Origin of the sequence: Streptomyces sp. NPDC052101 (genome assembly GCF_040680235.1) — a bacterium.
Taxonomy (GTDB): domain Bacteria; phylum Actinomycetota; class Actinomycetes; order Streptomycetales; family Streptomycetaceae; genus Streptomyces.
Genome location: NZ_JBFAWH010000002.1, coordinates 529162 through 544940, shown reverse-complemented (window position 1 = coordinate 544940; position 15779 = coordinate 529162). Strand labels below are relative to the sequence as shown.

General features: G+C 72.0%; 13 protein-coding genes. 6 read left to right on the top strand and 7 right to left on the bottom strand.

Features of this window, described 5'->3' with window-relative positions; all coding sequences use genetic code 11:
* Positions 1-6 precede the first annotated feature (6 nt).
* The 6 genes from AB0L75_RS06090 to AB0L75_RS06065 form a co-directional block, all read right to left on the bottom strand.
* Positions 7-1455 carry an amidase gene (locus AB0L75_RS06090; RefSeq protein WP_365175815.1) on the bottom strand — a complete coding sequence of 483 codons (1449 nt, stop codon included), beginning with the start codon at positions 1453-1455 and terminating at the stop codon, positions 7-9.
* A complete protein-coding gene (locus tag AB0L75_RS06085; protein ID WP_365175813.1) occupies positions 1448-1657 on the bottom strand; it encodes a hypothetical protein in 210 nt (69 codons plus the stop codon). The genes AB0L75_RS06090 and AB0L75_RS06085 overlap by 8 nt, the downstream gene beginning before the upstream one ends.
* Positions 1654-2961, bottom strand: coding sequence for an LLM class flavin-dependent oxidoreductase (locus AB0L75_RS06080; protein WP_365175811.1), 1308 nt, complete (start codon positions 2959-2961; stop codon positions 1654-1656). The genes AB0L75_RS06085 and AB0L75_RS06080 overlap by 4 nt, the downstream gene beginning before the upstream one ends.
* 32 nt (positions 2962-2993) lie before the next feature.
* Positions 2994-5009 (bottom strand): FAD/NAD(P)-binding protein, encoded by a 2016-nt coding sequence (locus AB0L75_RS06075; RefSeq protein ID WP_365175809.1) that lies wholly within the window; start codon positions 5007-5009, stop codon positions 2994-2996.
* 19 nt (positions 5010-5028) lie between these two features.
* Positions 5029-6261: a hypothetical protein gene (locus AB0L75_RS06070; RefSeq protein WP_365175807.1), complete on the bottom strand. Its 1233-nt coding sequence runs from the start codon at positions 6259-6261 to the stop codon at positions 5029-5031.
* 139 nt (positions 6262-6400) lie between these two features.
* Positions 6401-6613 (bottom strand): hypothetical protein, encoded by a 213-nt coding sequence (locus AB0L75_RS06065; protein WP_365175805.1) that lies wholly within the window; start codon positions 6611-6613, stop codon positions 6401-6403.
* A gap of 351 nt (positions 6614-6964) precedes the next feature.
* Here AB0L75_RS06065 and AB0L75_RS06060 point away from each other — a divergent pair, with 351 nt between their 5' ends.
* Entirely contained in the window at positions 6965-7924 is a 960-nt protein-coding gene (locus AB0L75_RS06060) for a nucleoside-diphosphate kinase (RefSeq protein WP_365175803.1), read from the top strand.
* A gap of 246 nt (positions 7925-8170) precedes the next feature.
* Positions 8171-9202, top strand: coding sequence for a hypothetical protein (locus tag AB0L75_RS06055; RefSeq protein ID WP_365175801.1), 1032 nt, complete (start codon positions 8171-8173; stop codon positions 9200-9202).
* A 286-nt stretch (positions 9203-9488) separates the two neighbouring features.
* Here the strand turns inward: AB0L75_RS06055 and metG are convergent, their stop codons facing one another.
* Positions 9489-11105 carry a methionine--tRNA ligase gene (gene metG / locus AB0L75_RS06050; protein WP_365175799.1) on the bottom strand — a complete coding sequence of 539 codons (1617 nt, stop codon included), beginning with the start codon at positions 11103-11105 and terminating at the stop codon, positions 9489-9491.
* A 444-nt stretch (positions 11106-11549) separates the two neighbouring features.
* On the opposite strand from metG, the gene serS reads away from it, so the two are divergent.
* From serS to AB0L75_RS06030, 4 genes are all read left to right on the top strand, one after another.
* The gene (gene serS, locus AB0L75_RS06045) at positions 11550-12836 is read left to right on the top strand and encodes a serine--tRNA ligase (RefSeq protein WP_365175797.1); all 1287 of its coding nucleotides are present in this window, start codon (positions 11550-11552) and stop codon (positions 12834-12836) included.
* A 164-nt stretch (positions 12837-13000) separates the two neighbouring features.
* Positions 13001-14401, top strand: coding sequence for a DUF2252 domain-containing protein (locus tag AB0L75_RS06040; protein ID WP_365176472.1), 1401 nt, complete (start codon positions 13001-13003; stop codon positions 14399-14401).
* A gap of 112 nt (positions 14402-14513) precedes the next feature.
* Entirely contained in the window at positions 14514-15323 is an 810-nt protein-coding gene (locus AB0L75_RS06035; RefSeq protein WP_365175795.1) for a hypothetical protein, read from the top strand.
* 50 nt (positions 15324-15373) lie between these two features.
* Entirely contained in the window at positions 15374-15721 is a 348-nt protein-coding gene (locus AB0L75_RS06030; protein ID WP_365175793.1) for a rhodanese-like domain-containing protein, read from the top strand.
* Positions 15722-15779 lie beyond the last annotated feature (58 nt).

Below are 15779 nucleotides of genomic sequence, written 5' to 3'. Positions count from 1 at the left end.
GCCGGTTCAGCCGCCTGTTTCAACCGCCCGGTTCAACCGGCCGTTTCCACCGGCCGGTCTGCGGTCCGGGTGCCGGGTGATCGCCTCCACCGTCGCGCCCACCCGCAGCACCGTCGCCTCGTCGAAGGGCCGGCCCGCGATCTGCATGCCCAGCGGCAGCCCGGTCGCGGACAGGCCGGCGGGCAGGGCGAGCGCCGGATGGCCGGTGACGTTGAAGGGAATGGTCTGCATGGCAGTCAGCTCGCGCGGCGGCGGCCAGTCGAGCGGGAAGGCGTCCAGCCGGGGCGCCGGGGCGAGCCCGGTCGCGGTCACCCACACGTCGTACCGGTCGAAGACCGTGCGCCGCACGTCGTCGGCCAGCTCCTGCCGCAGCCGGTACGCCTGCACCAGGTCGGCCGCGCTCAGCCCGGCCCCCGGCGCGATCCGCTGGTAGGTGTAGCGGCCGTAGGCGCCGGGCCGCTCCCTGAGGTCGGCCTCGTGGATCGCGTACGCCTCGGCGGCCATGATGACCCGCCCGCAGGCGTTGAACCGCCCGTACGGCGGCGGCCCCACCTCGTGCACCGAGGCGCCGCGCCCGGCCAGTTCCGCCAGTATCCCTTCGATGGCCGCCGTGACCTCCGGCGAGGTCGCCGGGTCGTCCCGGAACCAGGAGGGCGAGTAGGCGATACGCAGCCCGCTCACGCCCTGTCCCAGGCCGGCCGTCAGATCCGGCACCGGCCGCCGCGCACTGCCCGGGTCGCGCGGGTCGTACCCGGCGATGACCTGGGTGGCGATGGCGGTGTCCGCGACGGTCCAGCCGAGCGGACCGATGTGGTCCAGCGCGTACGACAGCGGGAACGCGCCACGCCGGGACACCAGGCCGTAGGTCGGCTTCAGGCCCACGGTGCCGCAGTGGCAGGCCGGGCCGCGCACCGACCCACTGGTGTCGGAGCCGATGGCGACCCGGACCAGCCCCGCCGCCACGGCCGCGCCCGCACCCGAGGAGGACGCGCCGGTGAAGTGGTCGGTGTGCCAGGGGTTGCGGGCGGGCGGGAAGGGCAGTTCGGGGCTCGGGCCGCCGAGGGCGAACTCGTGCGTGGCCAGCTTGCCGACCAGGACCGCCCCGCCGGCCCGCAGTCGCGACTCGACCTCGGCGTCCTCGTCCGGCACATGCTCCGCCATCAGCCGGGAGTGGCTCGTGGTGCGGATGCCCCGGGTGTCGAAGATGTCCTTCAGGGCGTAGGGGATGCCGTGCAGCGGGCCCCGGTCGAGCCCGGCCGCCAGCTCGTGGTCGGCGCGGTCGGCGTCCTTGAGCGCCCGCTCCTCGGTGACGGTCACGAAGGCGTGCAGCACCGGGTCGGCCACGGCGATCCGGGCCAGCGTGTGCCGGGTCAGCTCGGTCGAGGTCAGCCGACCCGCACGCAGGGCGGCGCCGGCCTCGGCGACGGGCAGTTCGTGCGGTTCCCGCTCACTCATCGTCGTCCTCCGCGGTGATGCGGTACACGGCTGAGGGTTCGTGTCCGGGTGGTCGGGTGGGGTCGCGCAACTGGTCGGTGAGTGCCATGAGTTCGGCGTATGCGGCGACGGCGCCGGCCCGCCAGTCGGCGGGCACGGTCAGCCGGGCGCGCCGGGCCGCCGTCTCGAAGCCGGCCGCCGCCCGCTCGTCGCGCCCGGTCACCGGACCGGCCTGTGCAGACCGAGGTGGTCGCGGAGCGTCCTGCCCTCGTACGCGGTGCGGAACAGCCCGCGGCGCCGCAGCTCGGGCACCACGAGGTCGACGAAGTCGGCCAGGCCGTCGGGCAGCGACGGCGGCATCACCACGAAGCCGTCGACCACTCCGCTCTCGTACCAGTCCGTCAGCTCGTCGGCGACCGACTCCGCCGTGCCCACCACCTGCCGGTGCCCCCGGGAGCCGGCCACCCGCTTGTAGAGCTGCCGGATGCTGAGCCCGTCGTCGGCCGCCATCCGCGCCAGCAGATCCCCTCTGCTGCGGCCCGAGTCGGACGGCGGCAGCTCGGGGAGCGGCCCGTCCAGGTCGCAACCCGAGAGGTCGGCATGGCCCAGCTCGCTCTGCAGCAGGGCGAGCCCCACCTCGGGGTCGATCAGGTCCTGCAGCCGCTCCCGCTTCTCCTCGGCCTCGGCCCGGGTACGGCCCACGAACGGGAAGACCCCGGCCATGACCAGCACGGAGGACGGGTCACGGCCGTACTTACCGGCGCGCGCCCGCACGTCCTCGGTGAAGGCCCGTACGTCGTCCTTGTCGTGCTGCGCGGTGAACACCACGTCGGCGGTGGCGGCCGCCAGCTCGCGGCCGGCCTCGGAGGAGCCCGCCTGGAGGGTCACCGGGTGCCCCTGCGGGCCGCGCGGCACGTTCAGCGGCCCCCGCACCGAGAAGTGCTCGCCCCGGTGGTCCAGGGGCCGGATCCGCTCCGGGTCGAAGAAGCGGCCGGAGTCCTTGTCCCGCACCCAGGCGTCGTCGCTCCAGGTGTCCCACAGCCCCTTGACGACCTCGGCGAACTCGTGCGCCCGGCGGTAGCGGGCGGCGTGCTCGGGGTGTTCGGGCAGGCCGAAGTTGTAGGCCTCGTACGGGTTCTGGGAGGTCACCAGGTTCCAGCCGGCCCGGCCCCCGCTGATGTGGTCCAGCGAGGCGATCTTCCGCGCCGTGTGGTACGGCTCGTTGTAGGTGGAGGAGACCGTGGCGGTCAGCCCGATCCGCTCGGTGACCGCGGCCAGCGCGCCCAGCAGCGTGAGCGGCTCGAACTGGGCCACGTACCGGATCGCGGCACGGCTCAGCTCCGGCAGGTCGGCGCCGCGCATCGCGGAACTGTCCGGCAGGAACAGGAAGTCCAGGGTGCCGCGTTCGGCGGTCCGGGCGAGTTCGGCGTAGTGCGCGAAGTTCACCCCCGCGTCGGCGGGCACGCCGGGGTGGCGCCAGGCCGCCACGTGATAGCCGGTCGGGTACAGGAAGGCCCCGAGCCTCATGGGGGAGTGCCGAGTCAACGCGTCAACCATCCTTACTGCGTGGGGAATCGGGGTGCCGCCGGGCGGGGCATCCGCTCGGCCGCCTCCTCCGCCCAGTCCGCGGCGACCGCGAGCACCGAGCTGTTGGCATACGGGCGTGCGGCGCTCTGCTGGAAGACCCGCAGCCCCTCGGCGGGCGCGCCGAGGAACGTCAGCCGGGGTTCGCAGGAGCCGTCGGGAAGGACGGGGTGGAAGCGGTCGGTGAGGTCCAGCGCGCCCGGCACATGGTCGTCGGTGCCCGCCGGCCCCCGGTTGCGCCACAGCCGCACCAGGCCGGCCTCCAGCAGCGAGCGGTACAGCGGCCGTACGTCACGGCGCGGGTCGAAGGGGTGGACCCGTCCCTCGACCACCGCATCGACCCGGCGCACGGCCCCGGTCCGGCCGCCCGTCACCCTGAAACCGCCGGTGCCGTCCCCGGCCGGGCGCACCGTGGGCCGCGGCCCCACCGACAGGTCGAGCAGCCCGGCGTCGAGCAGCGCGAGCACCTTGCGCATCGGCTCCAGGCCGGCCCCGTTGGACAGCCGGTTGTAGTGGCGCAGATGGGTGCGCGCGAAGCGGCGGTGGGAGTCGGGGGTGAGCCCGCCGAAGTCCACGGCCTCGCCGAACACGGCCCGCAGATCCCGCCAGACGCCGTCGCAGGCCGCCTTGACGGCGCTGCGCAGATTGCCCTCCAGGGCGTCGAGGTGGTCCTGGCGCAGATAGCGGGCGGTGCGCCGGGCCCAGTCCGCGCCGTCGTCGCCCGGCCGGGCCGAGGAGGCGGGCAGCGGGTCGAGCAGGGCCCGCCAGTCGAACCGGTCGAACCGGCCGGGCTCCGCCGCGGCGAGCGGTGCCTCGAGCGCCGCGATCAACGCGTCAGCCCCCTCCTCCCCCCACGGCCCGTGCCCGGCCAGGAAGCTCCGGTGCGCCGGCTCCACCGCCGCGCGCAGCCGTCGTACGGCCGCCTCGTCGCGCAGGGTGCGGTGGTGCACCCAGGCCATCTCCAGGGCGACGAGCGGGAACAGATGCCGGTCGAAGTCGAGCGGCCGGCGCCCGTCCGGCAGGGGCAGGCCGACCCGCGCGCGCAGCGTGCGCACCGCGTCGACGGTGAAGAACTCCCCCGAGTGCTCCAGCCGGCCCGGATCGCCGACCTTGCCGTTGAACGGGCGGCCCGACACGGGCACCCCGCTGGGGCTGACGGCCACGATCACCGACGGCTCCCGGCCGGCCGGCACGTACCGCAGGCCGTGCGGGGCGGCGTCCGGCGCGGCGACGAACGTGCCGCCGCGGCCCTCGGTCAGCTGCAGGAAGACATCGATCGCGGTGAGCCCGAGCCCGCGCACCGCCACCGGCCGGCCGGGCGGCACCGCCGGCTTGGCCAGCCGCTCGGCCTGCGGGTAGGGCGTGGGCACATAGCCCGGGTGCGCGGCGAGCAGCTCTTCCTCGCTGCCCGGGGCGGGCGTGTTCCAGGAGTGCCCGGTGACGAACAGGATCTCGTCGGCGAGCAGCTCGCCGCCGTCGGCGCAGCCGACCAGGAACCGTCCGGTGCCCCGGCCGCCGTCCGCGCGGCGTACGGCGGTGACCTCGGCCTCCCGCACCTCCACCGTGACGCCGGCGACCGCCCGCAGCCGGTCCGCGTAGGCCAGGAACATCTCGCGCAGCGCGAGCCCGTGGACATACCGCTTGGGCACCTCGTGCGGGCGCAGGCCGACATCGGGGTGCCCGGTGGCGGCGTGCCGCGCCGCGCACCACTCCTGGAAGGTGGGCCTGAGCGCGCCGGGCAGCAGCTTGCGCGGCGGGTCGCTCGACTCGTCCGGGGCGAACGCGATCTGCCCGGCCACCCGGTTGAGATACCCGGTCGGCGGCTGGACGTCGCTGTGCACCTCGCCCGCGCCCGCGCGGCCGCCCCGTTCGAGGACCACGATCCGCACCGGCCCGGCCGGCGGCGCGTCCGGCAGCACGGCCGCCAGATGCGCCAGGGCGTACGTGCACATCGGGCCACCGCCGACCACGGCGACACAGTGCGCGCTCATGCCCACCGTTCCGCGCCCGTCAGCCGGCGGACGCGGTCGCGCCGCTGAGCATCTTCTGGAACCTGCGCAGCAGCGGGAAGGGCACCGTGCGCTCGACGTGGAAGCCGAGCTGTTCGTTGTACGTGTACTCGACGGGGTCCTTCATGCTCAGCTGGGACAGACCGCGGGCGACCTGCTCCAGATAGCCGGGGAACTGGGACTGCATCGCGTAGACGACGCTGTAGTACAGGTTCCGGCCGAGTGAGAAGCACGGGTAGCGGGCGTCGTAGTTCTCCAGCGAGAACTTCGGGAAGCAGCCGTCGATGATGCGCTTGGGGCACAGCCACAGCGGCAGCACGAGCGTGGTCTCGCCGATCCCCCGGGCCGGGAACGCGGCCGGCTTCAGGCCGGTGGTGACCCGGAAGAGGTTCTCGCAGACGATGTCCTCCAGGTTCACCCCGGTGGCGATGTACGAGGTGCCGATGTCCCTGGCGGCCTTGGAGAGCGCGAGCCGGATCAGCAGCGTGCCGAGGAACTCGAAGTCGTCGCCCTGGAACTCCCGCTCGAACCGGTCGATCAGATCGACGGAGTCCGCCGGAATGCCCAGCAGCTCCTTGACCTCGGCGGCCTCGACGACGGTGAGTTCCAGACCGTACTTCTCGCACAGGGCCTGCGCCCGGGGCACACCGGCGTCCCAGTCCGGAATGCCCTTGAGGATCACCGGATGGACGGTGATGCCGTGGTCGGACAGCTGGCTCAGGCCGTACAGCAGGGCGTTGCTGTCGCCGCCGCCGCTGACGCCGACGACCAGGTCCGCGCCCTGCGGGACATGCGCGCGGACGGTGTCGCCGACCCGGTCGGCGATGATCTGCCGGCACTCCTCGGGGCTCAGCTTCTTCAGGAACGACTCCGCGGTCCCGGACTCGTTGTCGAGACGCTGGTAGACGTATTCGGTGGCCTCCGCCCCCGGATCGTCACTCTCGATGATCTTGAAGTCCTCGATCGAGAAATTGAACGGATTGACGTTCCGGTTGAAGTACAGCAGGATTTCGGAAGCGTCCTCGAATTCTGCCAGGGTGCGGTCGAGCGAGGGCGAGAGACGCGGGTCTCCGCCGGATTCCGGCACCACATAGGCGGCGACCGCGGACCACGGGACGCGATTCCGGTTGAGAATGTCGATGAGGCGCTCGTCGGCTGTGCCGTTCAGTGGTTGCCGGCCGTGCGAGGTCACAACGGAAACCGTGGGAAGCGCGCGGGACGAAGTGTCGGTCATGACCTTTTCCTTCGACTTTCCTTCGACGTCGAGTGTGCGGGATGAAAGCGGGGTGGGCGCCCGGGGTGAAAGCGGGCGGGCGCCCGGGAAAGGCGCCGGGTGGGCGCCGTCCGAAAGGACGGACCCACCCGGCTGTTCCTTACTGGGCGCCGGTCTCGCAGCTGGCGCCGGTGATGACCTCCAGGCCGTGCTTCGAGGCCGGCACGAAGGAACCGGCGGCACGGAAGGCCTCCAGCTCACGGATGCCCAGCACGGCACGCTCGGCGGCGGCACCGGAAGGAATGAGCGCAACGACCTCGTTCTTCAGGTTGAAGTTGGTGCTCTGCACAGCGGTGGAAACAGCTTCGCGCATGTCGACCACCCTCCTTATCGATCGGTTTAGGCGGGAGGAATTCCCCGCAGCCCGGAGATTAGCCGGACGCCGGTCACGACCGTCAAGGCCGACCCTGGCCCCGGATACCGAATTGGCCTGCGATTTCTCTTTACCGAGCCGCACCGGGCCCCCTCCGAACTGGTCCGAATTGACCCGCAAACACCCCTTCTGTCGGGCGATACCGGGGGTCCGTCGCCCGATATCTGTCTCAGCTGGGGCCCGACCCCCGGAGAATTCCCAAATCCCGTCTCACGTGATCCGGTCCCGAAATACGGGCCTGCTAGCATCCACCCGACGCCAGTAAACGGATCCGGCCCGGGGGAAGGCCTCATGACAACGCTCGACTGGTCGGCGCTGACCCGAAGCCAGATGAAAAGGGACCTCTATGCCCGCGAGACCTACTTCCGCGAGGGACTGGGCGACGCCGAGGAGATCCTGGCCGCGGGGCTGCCCGCCGCGCTGCGCGACAGCGCCCTGCTGATGCTCAAACCGGACGGCCTGGCCGCGGGCCGGCTGGCCCCGGTCCTCGACTACCTGGACGAGCACGGGTTCACCGTGACCGCCGCCCGGGAGTTCCGCCTCCAGCCGTTCCACTGGCGGGAGTTGTGGCGCTACCAGCTCACCTCGGCCACCCTCGACCGGCTGGCCGTCAACGAACTGCTGCTGGGCGCCGGCCCCGCCCTGTTCCTGCTGCTGCGCAGCGCGCCCGGACACCAACTGCCCGGCACCGTACGGCTGTCCACGCTCAAGGGTTCCGCGACCCTGGAGGCGCAGCGGCCCGGCACCCTGCGCGCCCTGCTCGGCCAGCCGAACCGCGTCCTCAGCTACGTCCATGTCGCCGACGAACCCGCGGACCTGCTGCGCGAACTCGGCCTGCTCTTCGACGCCGACGCCCGCCGCGCGCTGCTCACCGGCCTGGCCGGCGGCGCCCTCACCGCCGAGGCCAAGGACACCCTGGACCGCGCCCGGGAACGCTTCGCCGCTCCCACCCGGTCCCTGACCCGCGCCAATGCGCTGGACCGGGTGTCCCGCGCGGTCGAGAACGCCGCCCCCGGCCCGGCCGCCGAGGCCGCCCGGCGCCGGCTGGAGCGTATGGCGCGCGGTGAGCGTGTCGAGTGGCGGCCGTTCCTCGCGGACCTTGCCGCGGCCGGTGCCCATCCCGACCGCTGGGACCTGGCTGTGCTGGGCACCTACGTCATCGAGTACGACGAGCCCGGACATCCCAAGGTGCTGACGAACCCCGATCCGCAGACCTGGGCGTCCGCCCCGGAGCAGAGGGAGACCGCATGACCAGCGCACCCGCCCCACGCGCGCCGAGGCCGCCCGGCGCCGGCTGGAGCGTATGGCGCGTGGTGAGTGCGTCGAGTGGCGGCCGTTCCTCGCGGACCTTGCCGCGGCCGGTGCCCTCCCCGACCGGTGGGACCTGGCTGTGCTGGGCACCTACGTCATCGAGTACGACGAGCCCGGACATCCCAAGGTGCTGACGAACCCCGATCCGCGGACCTGGGCGTCCGCCCCGCAGCAGAGGGAGACCGCATGGCCAGCGCACCCGCCCCACGCGACAGCCGGACACCGGACGCGGAGGTGTGGCGCTCACTGACGGTGTCGCCCACCAAGTCCGAGCTGTTCACCGAGGACCTCTACTTCCGCGAGTGCTGGTCCGACGCCGTCGACGTCCTCGGCGCGCCGCACGGTGCCGCGGCAGGCACCGCGGACGGCGGCCCGGCGCCCTGGGCCGACGGCGCCCGGGCCGCCGCCGACGCGCTGGCCCCGCTCGGCCTGCTGAGCTTCAAGTGCGACGGCATGGCCGCCCGCCGCGCCGAGCGGACCCTGCGCTACCTCGCCGACCAGGGCTTCAGCGTTCTCGCCAGCGCCCCCATCCGGCACAACCGGCACTCGATGCGCGAGCTGTGGCGCTACAACTGGCACGTCTACACCACCGACCGGCTCGCGCTCATGACGCTCATGCACAGCGTCACCGACTCGCTGCTGCTGATCGTGCGCGACGAGCGCCCCGAACCCGCGGTGCCCGGCTCCGTCCGGCTGGCCGACCTCAAGGGATCGGCCGACCCCGAGGCCCGCGGCCCCGAGCACCTGCGGACCGTACTCGACCCACCCAACAAGATCATCAACTTTGTGCACGTCGCCGACGAGCCGGCCGACCTGGTCCGCGAGATCGGCATCTTCCTGGACCGGCCCCGACGCCGCGCCCTGCTGGCCGAGGTACGGAAGGCCGACGCCAGGGCGGCCACCCGGCGGGCCGCAGCGGAGGTGGCCCGACTGCAGGACAGGATCCCGGCGAGCGACTTCGACCTGGAGGCCGCACTCAAGCGGATCGAGCCGCTCACCACGCCGGATGCCCTCGGCCGCCTGCACCACGCCGCCTCGGGCGGCACCCGGCTGAGCTGGGACGAGCTGGGCACGCTGCTCGATCCGGCGGACCCGGCGGTCGACGTCTGGGACTTCGTCCGGATCGCCACGGAGGTCCTGGACGCCGACCGCCCGGCCTCCGCGGACCTCCTGCCCCCCAGCTCGGCGACCGAATGGCGGACAGCCACCGCCCGCTGACCGCGGCGACCCGCGGCGTGGACGGGGCGGGGCGGGGCGGAGATCAGGGGGCGGCGACCACCGCCACCGAGGCCGGCGGACGACGGCCACCCGCCACCGGGCCGCAGAGATCAACGGGCAGCGGCTCCCCGCCACCCGGCCACGCAGGTCAGCAGACGGCAGCCACCCGCCGGCCTCCGCCCCGCCCACGCCGCCGGTGGGGAGACGGTCTGCGGAACGCAGCGCGCCCCGCCGGATGGTCCGGCGGGGCGCGCTGTCGTAGGCGGCGGAGTCCAGGCGTCGGAGCCTAGGCGGCGGGCTTCTCCTCCAGGCGGGGGAAGAGGACCGCGCCCTTGGTCACCGTCGTACCGGCCGCGAGCCTGCCCCAGGTGCCGGCTTCCTGGACCCTCTGGTCGGCGAGGGCGCCGAGCGAGGCCTCGGCGCCCAGCGAGTCCCAGAGCCTCGCGGAGGTCTCGGGCATGACCGGGTTGAGCAGGACGGCCACCGCCCGCAGGGACTCCGCGGCCGTGTACAGGATCGTCGCGAGGCGGGCCCGGCCCTCCTCCGACTCGTCCTTGGCGACCTTCCACGGCTCCTGTTCGGTGATGTAGCCGTTGACCTGCTTGACGAAGTCGAAGACGGCCAGGATGCCGCCCTGGAAGTCCAGCTCGTCACCGATGCGCCGGTCGGCCTCGGCGACGGCCTTCGCGAGTCCCTCGTGGACCGCCCGCTCCGCCTCCCCGTCGGCCGTCGCCGCCGGCAGCGCACCGCCGAAGTACTTGCCGACCATGGCGGCCACGCGGGAGGCGAGGTTGCCGTAGTCGTTGGCCAGCTCGGAGGTGTACCGGACGGAGAAGTCCTCCCAGGAGAAGGAGCCGTCCTGGCCGAAGGCGATCGCACGCAGGAAGTACCAGCGGTAGGCGTCCACGCCGAAGTGCGAGGTGAGGTCCTGCGGCTTGATGCCGGTGAGGTTCGACTTCGACATCTTCTCGCCGCCGACCATCAGCCAGCCGTTCGCGGCGATCTTGCTGGGCAGGGGCAGGCCCTGGGCCATCAGCATCGCCGGCCAGATCACCGCGTGGAAGCGGAGGATGTCCTTGCCGACCAGGTGCACGTCGGCCGGGAAGGTGGCCTCGAACTTCTCCTGGTTCTCGTTGTAGCCGACCGCCGTCGCGTAGTTCAGCAGCGCGTCGACCCACACGTAGATCACGTGCTTGTCGTCCCAGGGGATCGGGATGCCCCAGTCGAAGGTCGAGCGGGAGACGGAGAGGTCCTGCAGGCCCTGGCGGACGAAGTTGACGACCTCGTTGCGCGCGGACTCGGGCTGGATGAAACCGGGGTTCGCCTCGTAGTGCGCGAGGAGCTTGTCGCCGTACTCGCTCAGCCGGAAGAAGTAGTTCTCCTCGCTGAGGATCTCCACGGGCTTCTTGTGGATCGGGCACAGCTTCTGGCCGGCGAAGTCACCCTCGCCGTCGAGCAGCTCGCCCGGCAGCTTGTACTCCTCGCAGCCGACGCAGTACGGGCCCTCGTAGCCGCCCTTGTAGATCTGGCCCTTGTCGTACAGGTCCTGCACGAACTCCTGGACGCGGGCCGTGTGCCGCTGCTGCGTGGTGCGGATGAAATCGTCGTTCGCGATCTCCAGGTGCTCCCACAGGGGCTTCCAGGCCCCGTCCACGAGCTTGTCGCACCACTCCTGCGGGGTGACTCCGTTGGCATCGGCGGAACGCATGATCTTCTGACCGTGCTCGTCCGTGCCGGTGAGGTACCACACCTTCTCGCCGCGCTGACGGTGCCAGCGCGTGAGCACGTCCCCTGCAACGGTCGTGTAGGCGTGGCCCAGGTGAGGAGCGTCATTGACGTAGTAAATGGGGGTGGTGACGTAGTACGCCTTCGCACCCTGCTTCTCTGTTCCAGTGGCCGCCATGGTGGAGATCCTACTGGTTGCCCGGCAGGCCATTTACCTGCCCTTAATGATGATCCGACTGCATTGCATCCATTTCGTGATGGTTTAGGAGTCGCTTTTAAAGTCGTTGACCGTCCTCCGCACCCTGCCCTAATGTCCCGATCAAACGCTGACGGAGACAAGTAATCCGCGGAATCACGAGCCCAGAGAGCCGCCGGGCGCTGCGAAGGCGGTCTCGTGTCCGGGGACGAATCCCCTCCCGAGTGCGGGTAGGAACGGTCGGCGCCGGTCTGCACCAGTCTGCACCCCTCGACCCGATGACCTGCCGGTTGGCCCCCGTGACCGGGCCGGTCGAGGCCGCAGCTGTCGGCAAAGGCGTGGTGGCACCGCGAGTTTCCCTGCTCGCCCACGCTCCCCAGGGACGATCGCCGGAATACGGCCATCAGCGGACGGAGTGTGTCACCCATGCTGGATGTCGGTCTCATCCGAAAGGATCCCGAGAAGGTCCGGCGGGCTCTGGAAAAGCGCGCGGTTCATGTCGACTTCGGCCCGTTCCTCGCACTCGACGAAGAGTTCCGCCGGGTACAGAAGGACATCGAGGGGCTGCGCGCCGAGCGGAAGAACCTCTCGGCACAGGTCGCCCGCACCGGGCCCGGCGGCGCCGCCCTGGACGCCGTACGGTCGAGGTCCCAGGAGATCGGCGGCCGGATCAAGGAACTCGAAGCCCGTCTCGCCGAACTCACCGAAGCGCGGCGCGCCTTCCTCGACCCGCTGCCCAACCTGCCGGACGACGACGTCCTGCCCGGCGGCAAGGAAGCCAACGAAGTCCTCCGCGTCGTCGGGGACAAGCCCCGGCACGACTTTCCCGCCCAGGACCACGTGGCGCTCGCGGAGAGCCTGCGCCTGGTCGACTACGCCCGCGGCACCAAGCTCGCGGGCAGCGGCTTCTGGGTCTACACCGGTGACGGCGCCATGCTGGAATGGGCGCTGCTGAACTACTTCGTCGAGGCCCACCGCCGCGACGGCTACGAGTTCGTCCTGCCGCCGCACATCCTGGGCCGGGAAGCGGGATACGCCGCCGGACAGTTCCCGAAGTTCGCCGAGGACGTGTTCATGGTGGGCTCCGGCAGCGGTGAGCCGGACCGCTTTCTGATTCCCACCTCCGAGACCGCGCTGATCGCACTGCACCGGGACGAGACGCTCCCGGAAGAGGAACTGCCCCGACGGTACTTCGCGTATTCGCCCTGCTATCGCAGCGAGATCGGCGGATACCGCGCCACGGAACGCGGAACACTGCGCGGCCATCAGTTCCAGAAGGTGGAGATGGTGCAGTTCGCACACCCCGACCACTCCGACACCGCGCACGAGGAACTCGTGGCCAAGGCGGAACGGCTGGTGGCCGGCCTCGGGCTGCACTACCGGGTGAGCAAACTCGCCGCGGGCGACATGAGCGGTGCCATGGCCCGTACCGTCGACGTGGAAGTCTGGCTGCCCAGCGTAGGCGCCTACGTGGAGGTCAGCTCGGTCTCCAACTCCCGTGACTACCAAGCGCGTCGGGGCAACATCCGGTACCGGCCGCGGCGCGGCAAGGGCGGCTTCGTACACACCCTGAACGGCTCCGGGCTCGCGACCAGCCGCCTCCTCCCGGCCATCCTGGAACAGTGCCAGCAGCCCGACGGCAGCGTCCGCGTGCCCGACGCACTGCACAAGTGGGGGACGGGAGAGGTGCTGAAGCCACGTCCACGTCCGTGACGCGGGGCGGTGCCACCCTCGATGTCGCCGTCGGCCAGTTGTACGGTCTGACGAGTTGATTTCGTGCCGACAGTCGTGCGGGGGAGGCGGTCACGGTGACCGGAGCCGATGTGGAAGTGACGGCGAACGCGGCGGACGCGGCGGACGCGGGGCACGCGGGGGACGTGCGGGACCGGGACACCGGCCGGCTGCCGCGGGTGCGTGGATTCGCCCAGTGGCCGCGCCAGGGCTCGCCCAAGGAGGAGGGCAAGGCGCTGCGCACCGCCGTGCCCCGCAGCGCGCACCACGCCCTCGACCTGGACGCCGCCCGCCCCGACGCGGTACGCGCCGTCACCGAGTCCAACGCCGGACGCATCCCCGAACTGACCCCCATCCGCGTCGGCCGGATGGCGGCCACCCCGTTCGCCTTCCTGCGCGGCTCGGCCGGACTCATGGCGTACGACCTGGCCCGCACCCCCATGACCAGGATCAGCACCCAGATATGCGGAGACGCCCACGCGGCCAACTTCGGCCTGTACGGCGACCCCCGCGGCGATCTCGTCATCGACCTCAACGACTTCGACGAGACCGTGCACGGCCCCTGGGAGTGGGACCTGAAACGGCTCACCGCCTCCCTGGTCCTCGCCGGACGCGAGGCCGGCGCCGACGACGACACCTGCCGCGCCGCCGCGCAGGACACCGTCGGCGCCTACCGCCGCACCATGCGACTGCTGGCCAGACTGCCCGTACTGGACGCCTGGAACGCCATCGCGGACGAGGAACTCGTCTCCCACACCGACGCCCACGATCTCCTCGGCACCCTCCAGCGGGTCTCGGAGAAGGCCCGCGCCAACACCAGCGGCCGGTTCGCGGCCAAGTCCACCGAGGCGGCCCTGGACGGCGGACGCCGGTTCATCGACGCCGCACCGGTCCTGCGCCGGATCCCGGACACCGAGGCCGCCGCGGTCGCCGCGTCCCTGGAGCCGTACATCCACACCCTCAGCGAGGACCGGCACCCCCTGCTCGCCCGGCACGCCGTCCACGACGTCGCCTTCCGGGTGGTCGGCACCGGCAGCGTCGGCACCCGGTCCTACGTCGTGCTGCTCCTCGACCACCGCGAGCAGCCCCTGGTGCTCCAGGTGAAGGAGGCCCGGCCCTCCGCGCTCGTCCCGCACCTGGCCACCGCCGGCTTCGAGACACCGGCGGTCGAGCACGAAGGGCGCCGGGTGGTCCTCGGGCAGAAGCACATGCAGGTCGTCAGCGACATCCTGCTCGGCTGGACGACCGTCGAAGGCCGCCCCTTCCAGGTGCGCCAGTTCCGCAACCGCAAGGGCAGCGTCGACCCCGCCGCCCTCGCCGCCGACCAGATCGACGACTACGGCCGGATGACCGGCGCCCTGCTGGCCCGCGCCCACTCCCACAGCGCCGACCCGCGGCTGATCGCCGGCTACTGCGGCAAGAACGAGGAACTGGACGAGGCGATAGCCGCCTTCGCCGTCACCTACGCCGACCGCACCGAGGCCGACCACGCCGACCTGGTGACGGCGATCCGAGCGGGGAGGATCACCGCCGAGCTGGGGGTGTGACGGGCCCCGGGAGAATGGAGGAATTCGGGGTGCGGAGGAATTCGGGGGGCGGAGGGACCCGGGGGGCGGAGGGACTTGAGGGGGCGGGACCGCGGCCCCCTATGCTGAGGGCGTGACGACCCCGGAAGCCGAACAGTCCGCACCGCGGCCCGAGGAACGGCTGGAACAGGCCGTACGGGCCGCCGAGCAGGCATTGATCGAGTACGAGATCGCCGTGGAGACCTTCCGGGTCGAGGTCGAGAACTTCTCCCGGCTGCACGAGCAGAAACTCGGCCCGCTCTACCTCCGCATCGAGGAACTGGACGCCGAGATCGCCGAGGCGAAAGCCGCCCGCACCGGCGACCCGGAGGACATCCGCCGCGCCGAGGAGGCCCGCGCCCGAGTCCTGCCGATCCCCGGCGTCGAGGAACTGCTGCACGGCTGGATGGACGGCCACGGCCTGTTCCCGGAAGCCGGCGCCATGCTCACCGACCAGGCCGTACGGCCCCCGGAGCGGGTACGGCCCAGCGAAGAGGCCCGCAAGCTCTACCGCGAGCTGGCCCGCAAGGCCCACCCCGACCTCGCGCAGGAGGAAGCGGAACGGCAACGGCGTGAGGAGTTCATCACTCGCGTCAACGCCGCCTACGCCCGCGGCGACGAGACCCTGCTGAAGGAGCTGGCCGAGGAGTGGGCGGCCGGTCCGGTACCGCCCGAGCGGCGCCCGAGCCCCGCCGAGGAGCTGTACGCCCGCCTCGAATGGCTCGCCCAGCGCAAGGAACTGCTCACTCTCGTCGCCCGCGAACTGGAGGAAGGCGCCATCGCCGGCATGCTCCGGCTCGCCCCCGACGACCCCGACGGACTCCTCGACGAGATCGCCGGCCGGCTGCGATCCGACATCGCCCAGCGGGAGGCCGAGCTGGCCGCCCTGCTGGGGCAGGACTGAGCAGCGGCTCACTCCACCGGCACCCGGGACCTTCGGGTAGCGTCGGGGACATGAACTTCGCAGCTCGGGTACCCACGGTCGAGATCACGGACCTCAAGGACGGCGACTTCCTGCTGGACGTCCGCGAGAACGACGAATGGCAGGCGGGCCATGCCGAGGGAGCGCTGCACATCCCCATCAGCGAGTTCGTCGCCCGCTACGGCGAGCTGACCGAGGCCGCCCCGCAGGACGGCCGCGTCCATGTCATCTGCCGCTCCGGCGGCCGCTCGGCCCAGGTCACCATGTACCTGGTCCAGCAGGGCATCGACGCGGTGAACGTCGACGGCGGCATGCAGATCTGGCAGGCCGCGGGCCGCCCGGTCATCACGGACACCGGCCGGCCCGGCGAGGTCCTGTAACCCGCCCCCCCAGCCCTCGCACCCTTCGGGGCCGCGCGATCATCCCGGCCAGGTCCTG

Bases quoted from the DNA above. Each gene is read 5' to 3' on its own strand.
- AB0L75_RS06090 (WP_365175815.1), bottom strand. From the start codon at position 1,455: ATGAGTGAGCGGGAACCGCACGAACTGCCCGTCGCCGAGGCCGGCGCC.
- AB0L75_RS06080 (WP_365175811.1), bottom strand. From the start codon at position 2,961: ATGAGGCTCGGGGCCTTCCTGTACCCGACCGGCTATCACGTGGCGGCC.
- AB0L75_RS06075 (WP_365175809.1), bottom strand. From the start codon at position 5,009: ATGAGCGCGCACTGTGTCGCCGTGGTCGGCGGTGGCCCGATGTGCACG.
- AB0L75_RS06070 (WP_365175807.1), bottom strand. From the start codon at position 6,261: ATGACCGACACTTCGTCCCGCGCGCTTCCCACGGTTTCCGTTGTGACC.
- AB0L75_RS06065 (WP_365175805.1), bottom strand. From the start codon at position 6,613: ATGCGCGAAGCTGTTTCCACCGCTGTGCAGAGCACCAACTTCAACCTG.
- AB0L75_RS06060 (WP_365175803.1), top strand. From the start codon at position 6,965: ATGACAACGCTCGACTGGTCGGCGCTGACCCGAAGCCAGATGAAAAGG.
- AB0L75_RS06055 (WP_365175801.1), top strand. From the start codon at position 8,171: ATGGCCAGCGCACCCGCCCCACGCGACAGCCGGACACCGGACGCGGAG.
- metG (WP_365175799.1), bottom strand. From the start codon at position 11,105: ATGGCGGCCACTGGAACAGAGAAGCAGGGTGCGAAGGCGTACTACGTC.
- serS (WP_365175797.1), top strand. From the start codon at position 11,550: ATGCTGGATGTCGGTCTCATCCGAAAGGATCCCGAGAAGGTCCGGCGG.
- AB0L75_RS06030 (WP_365175793.1), top strand. From the start codon at position 15,374: ATGAACTTCGCAGCTCGGGTACCCACGGTCGAGATCACGGACCTCAAG.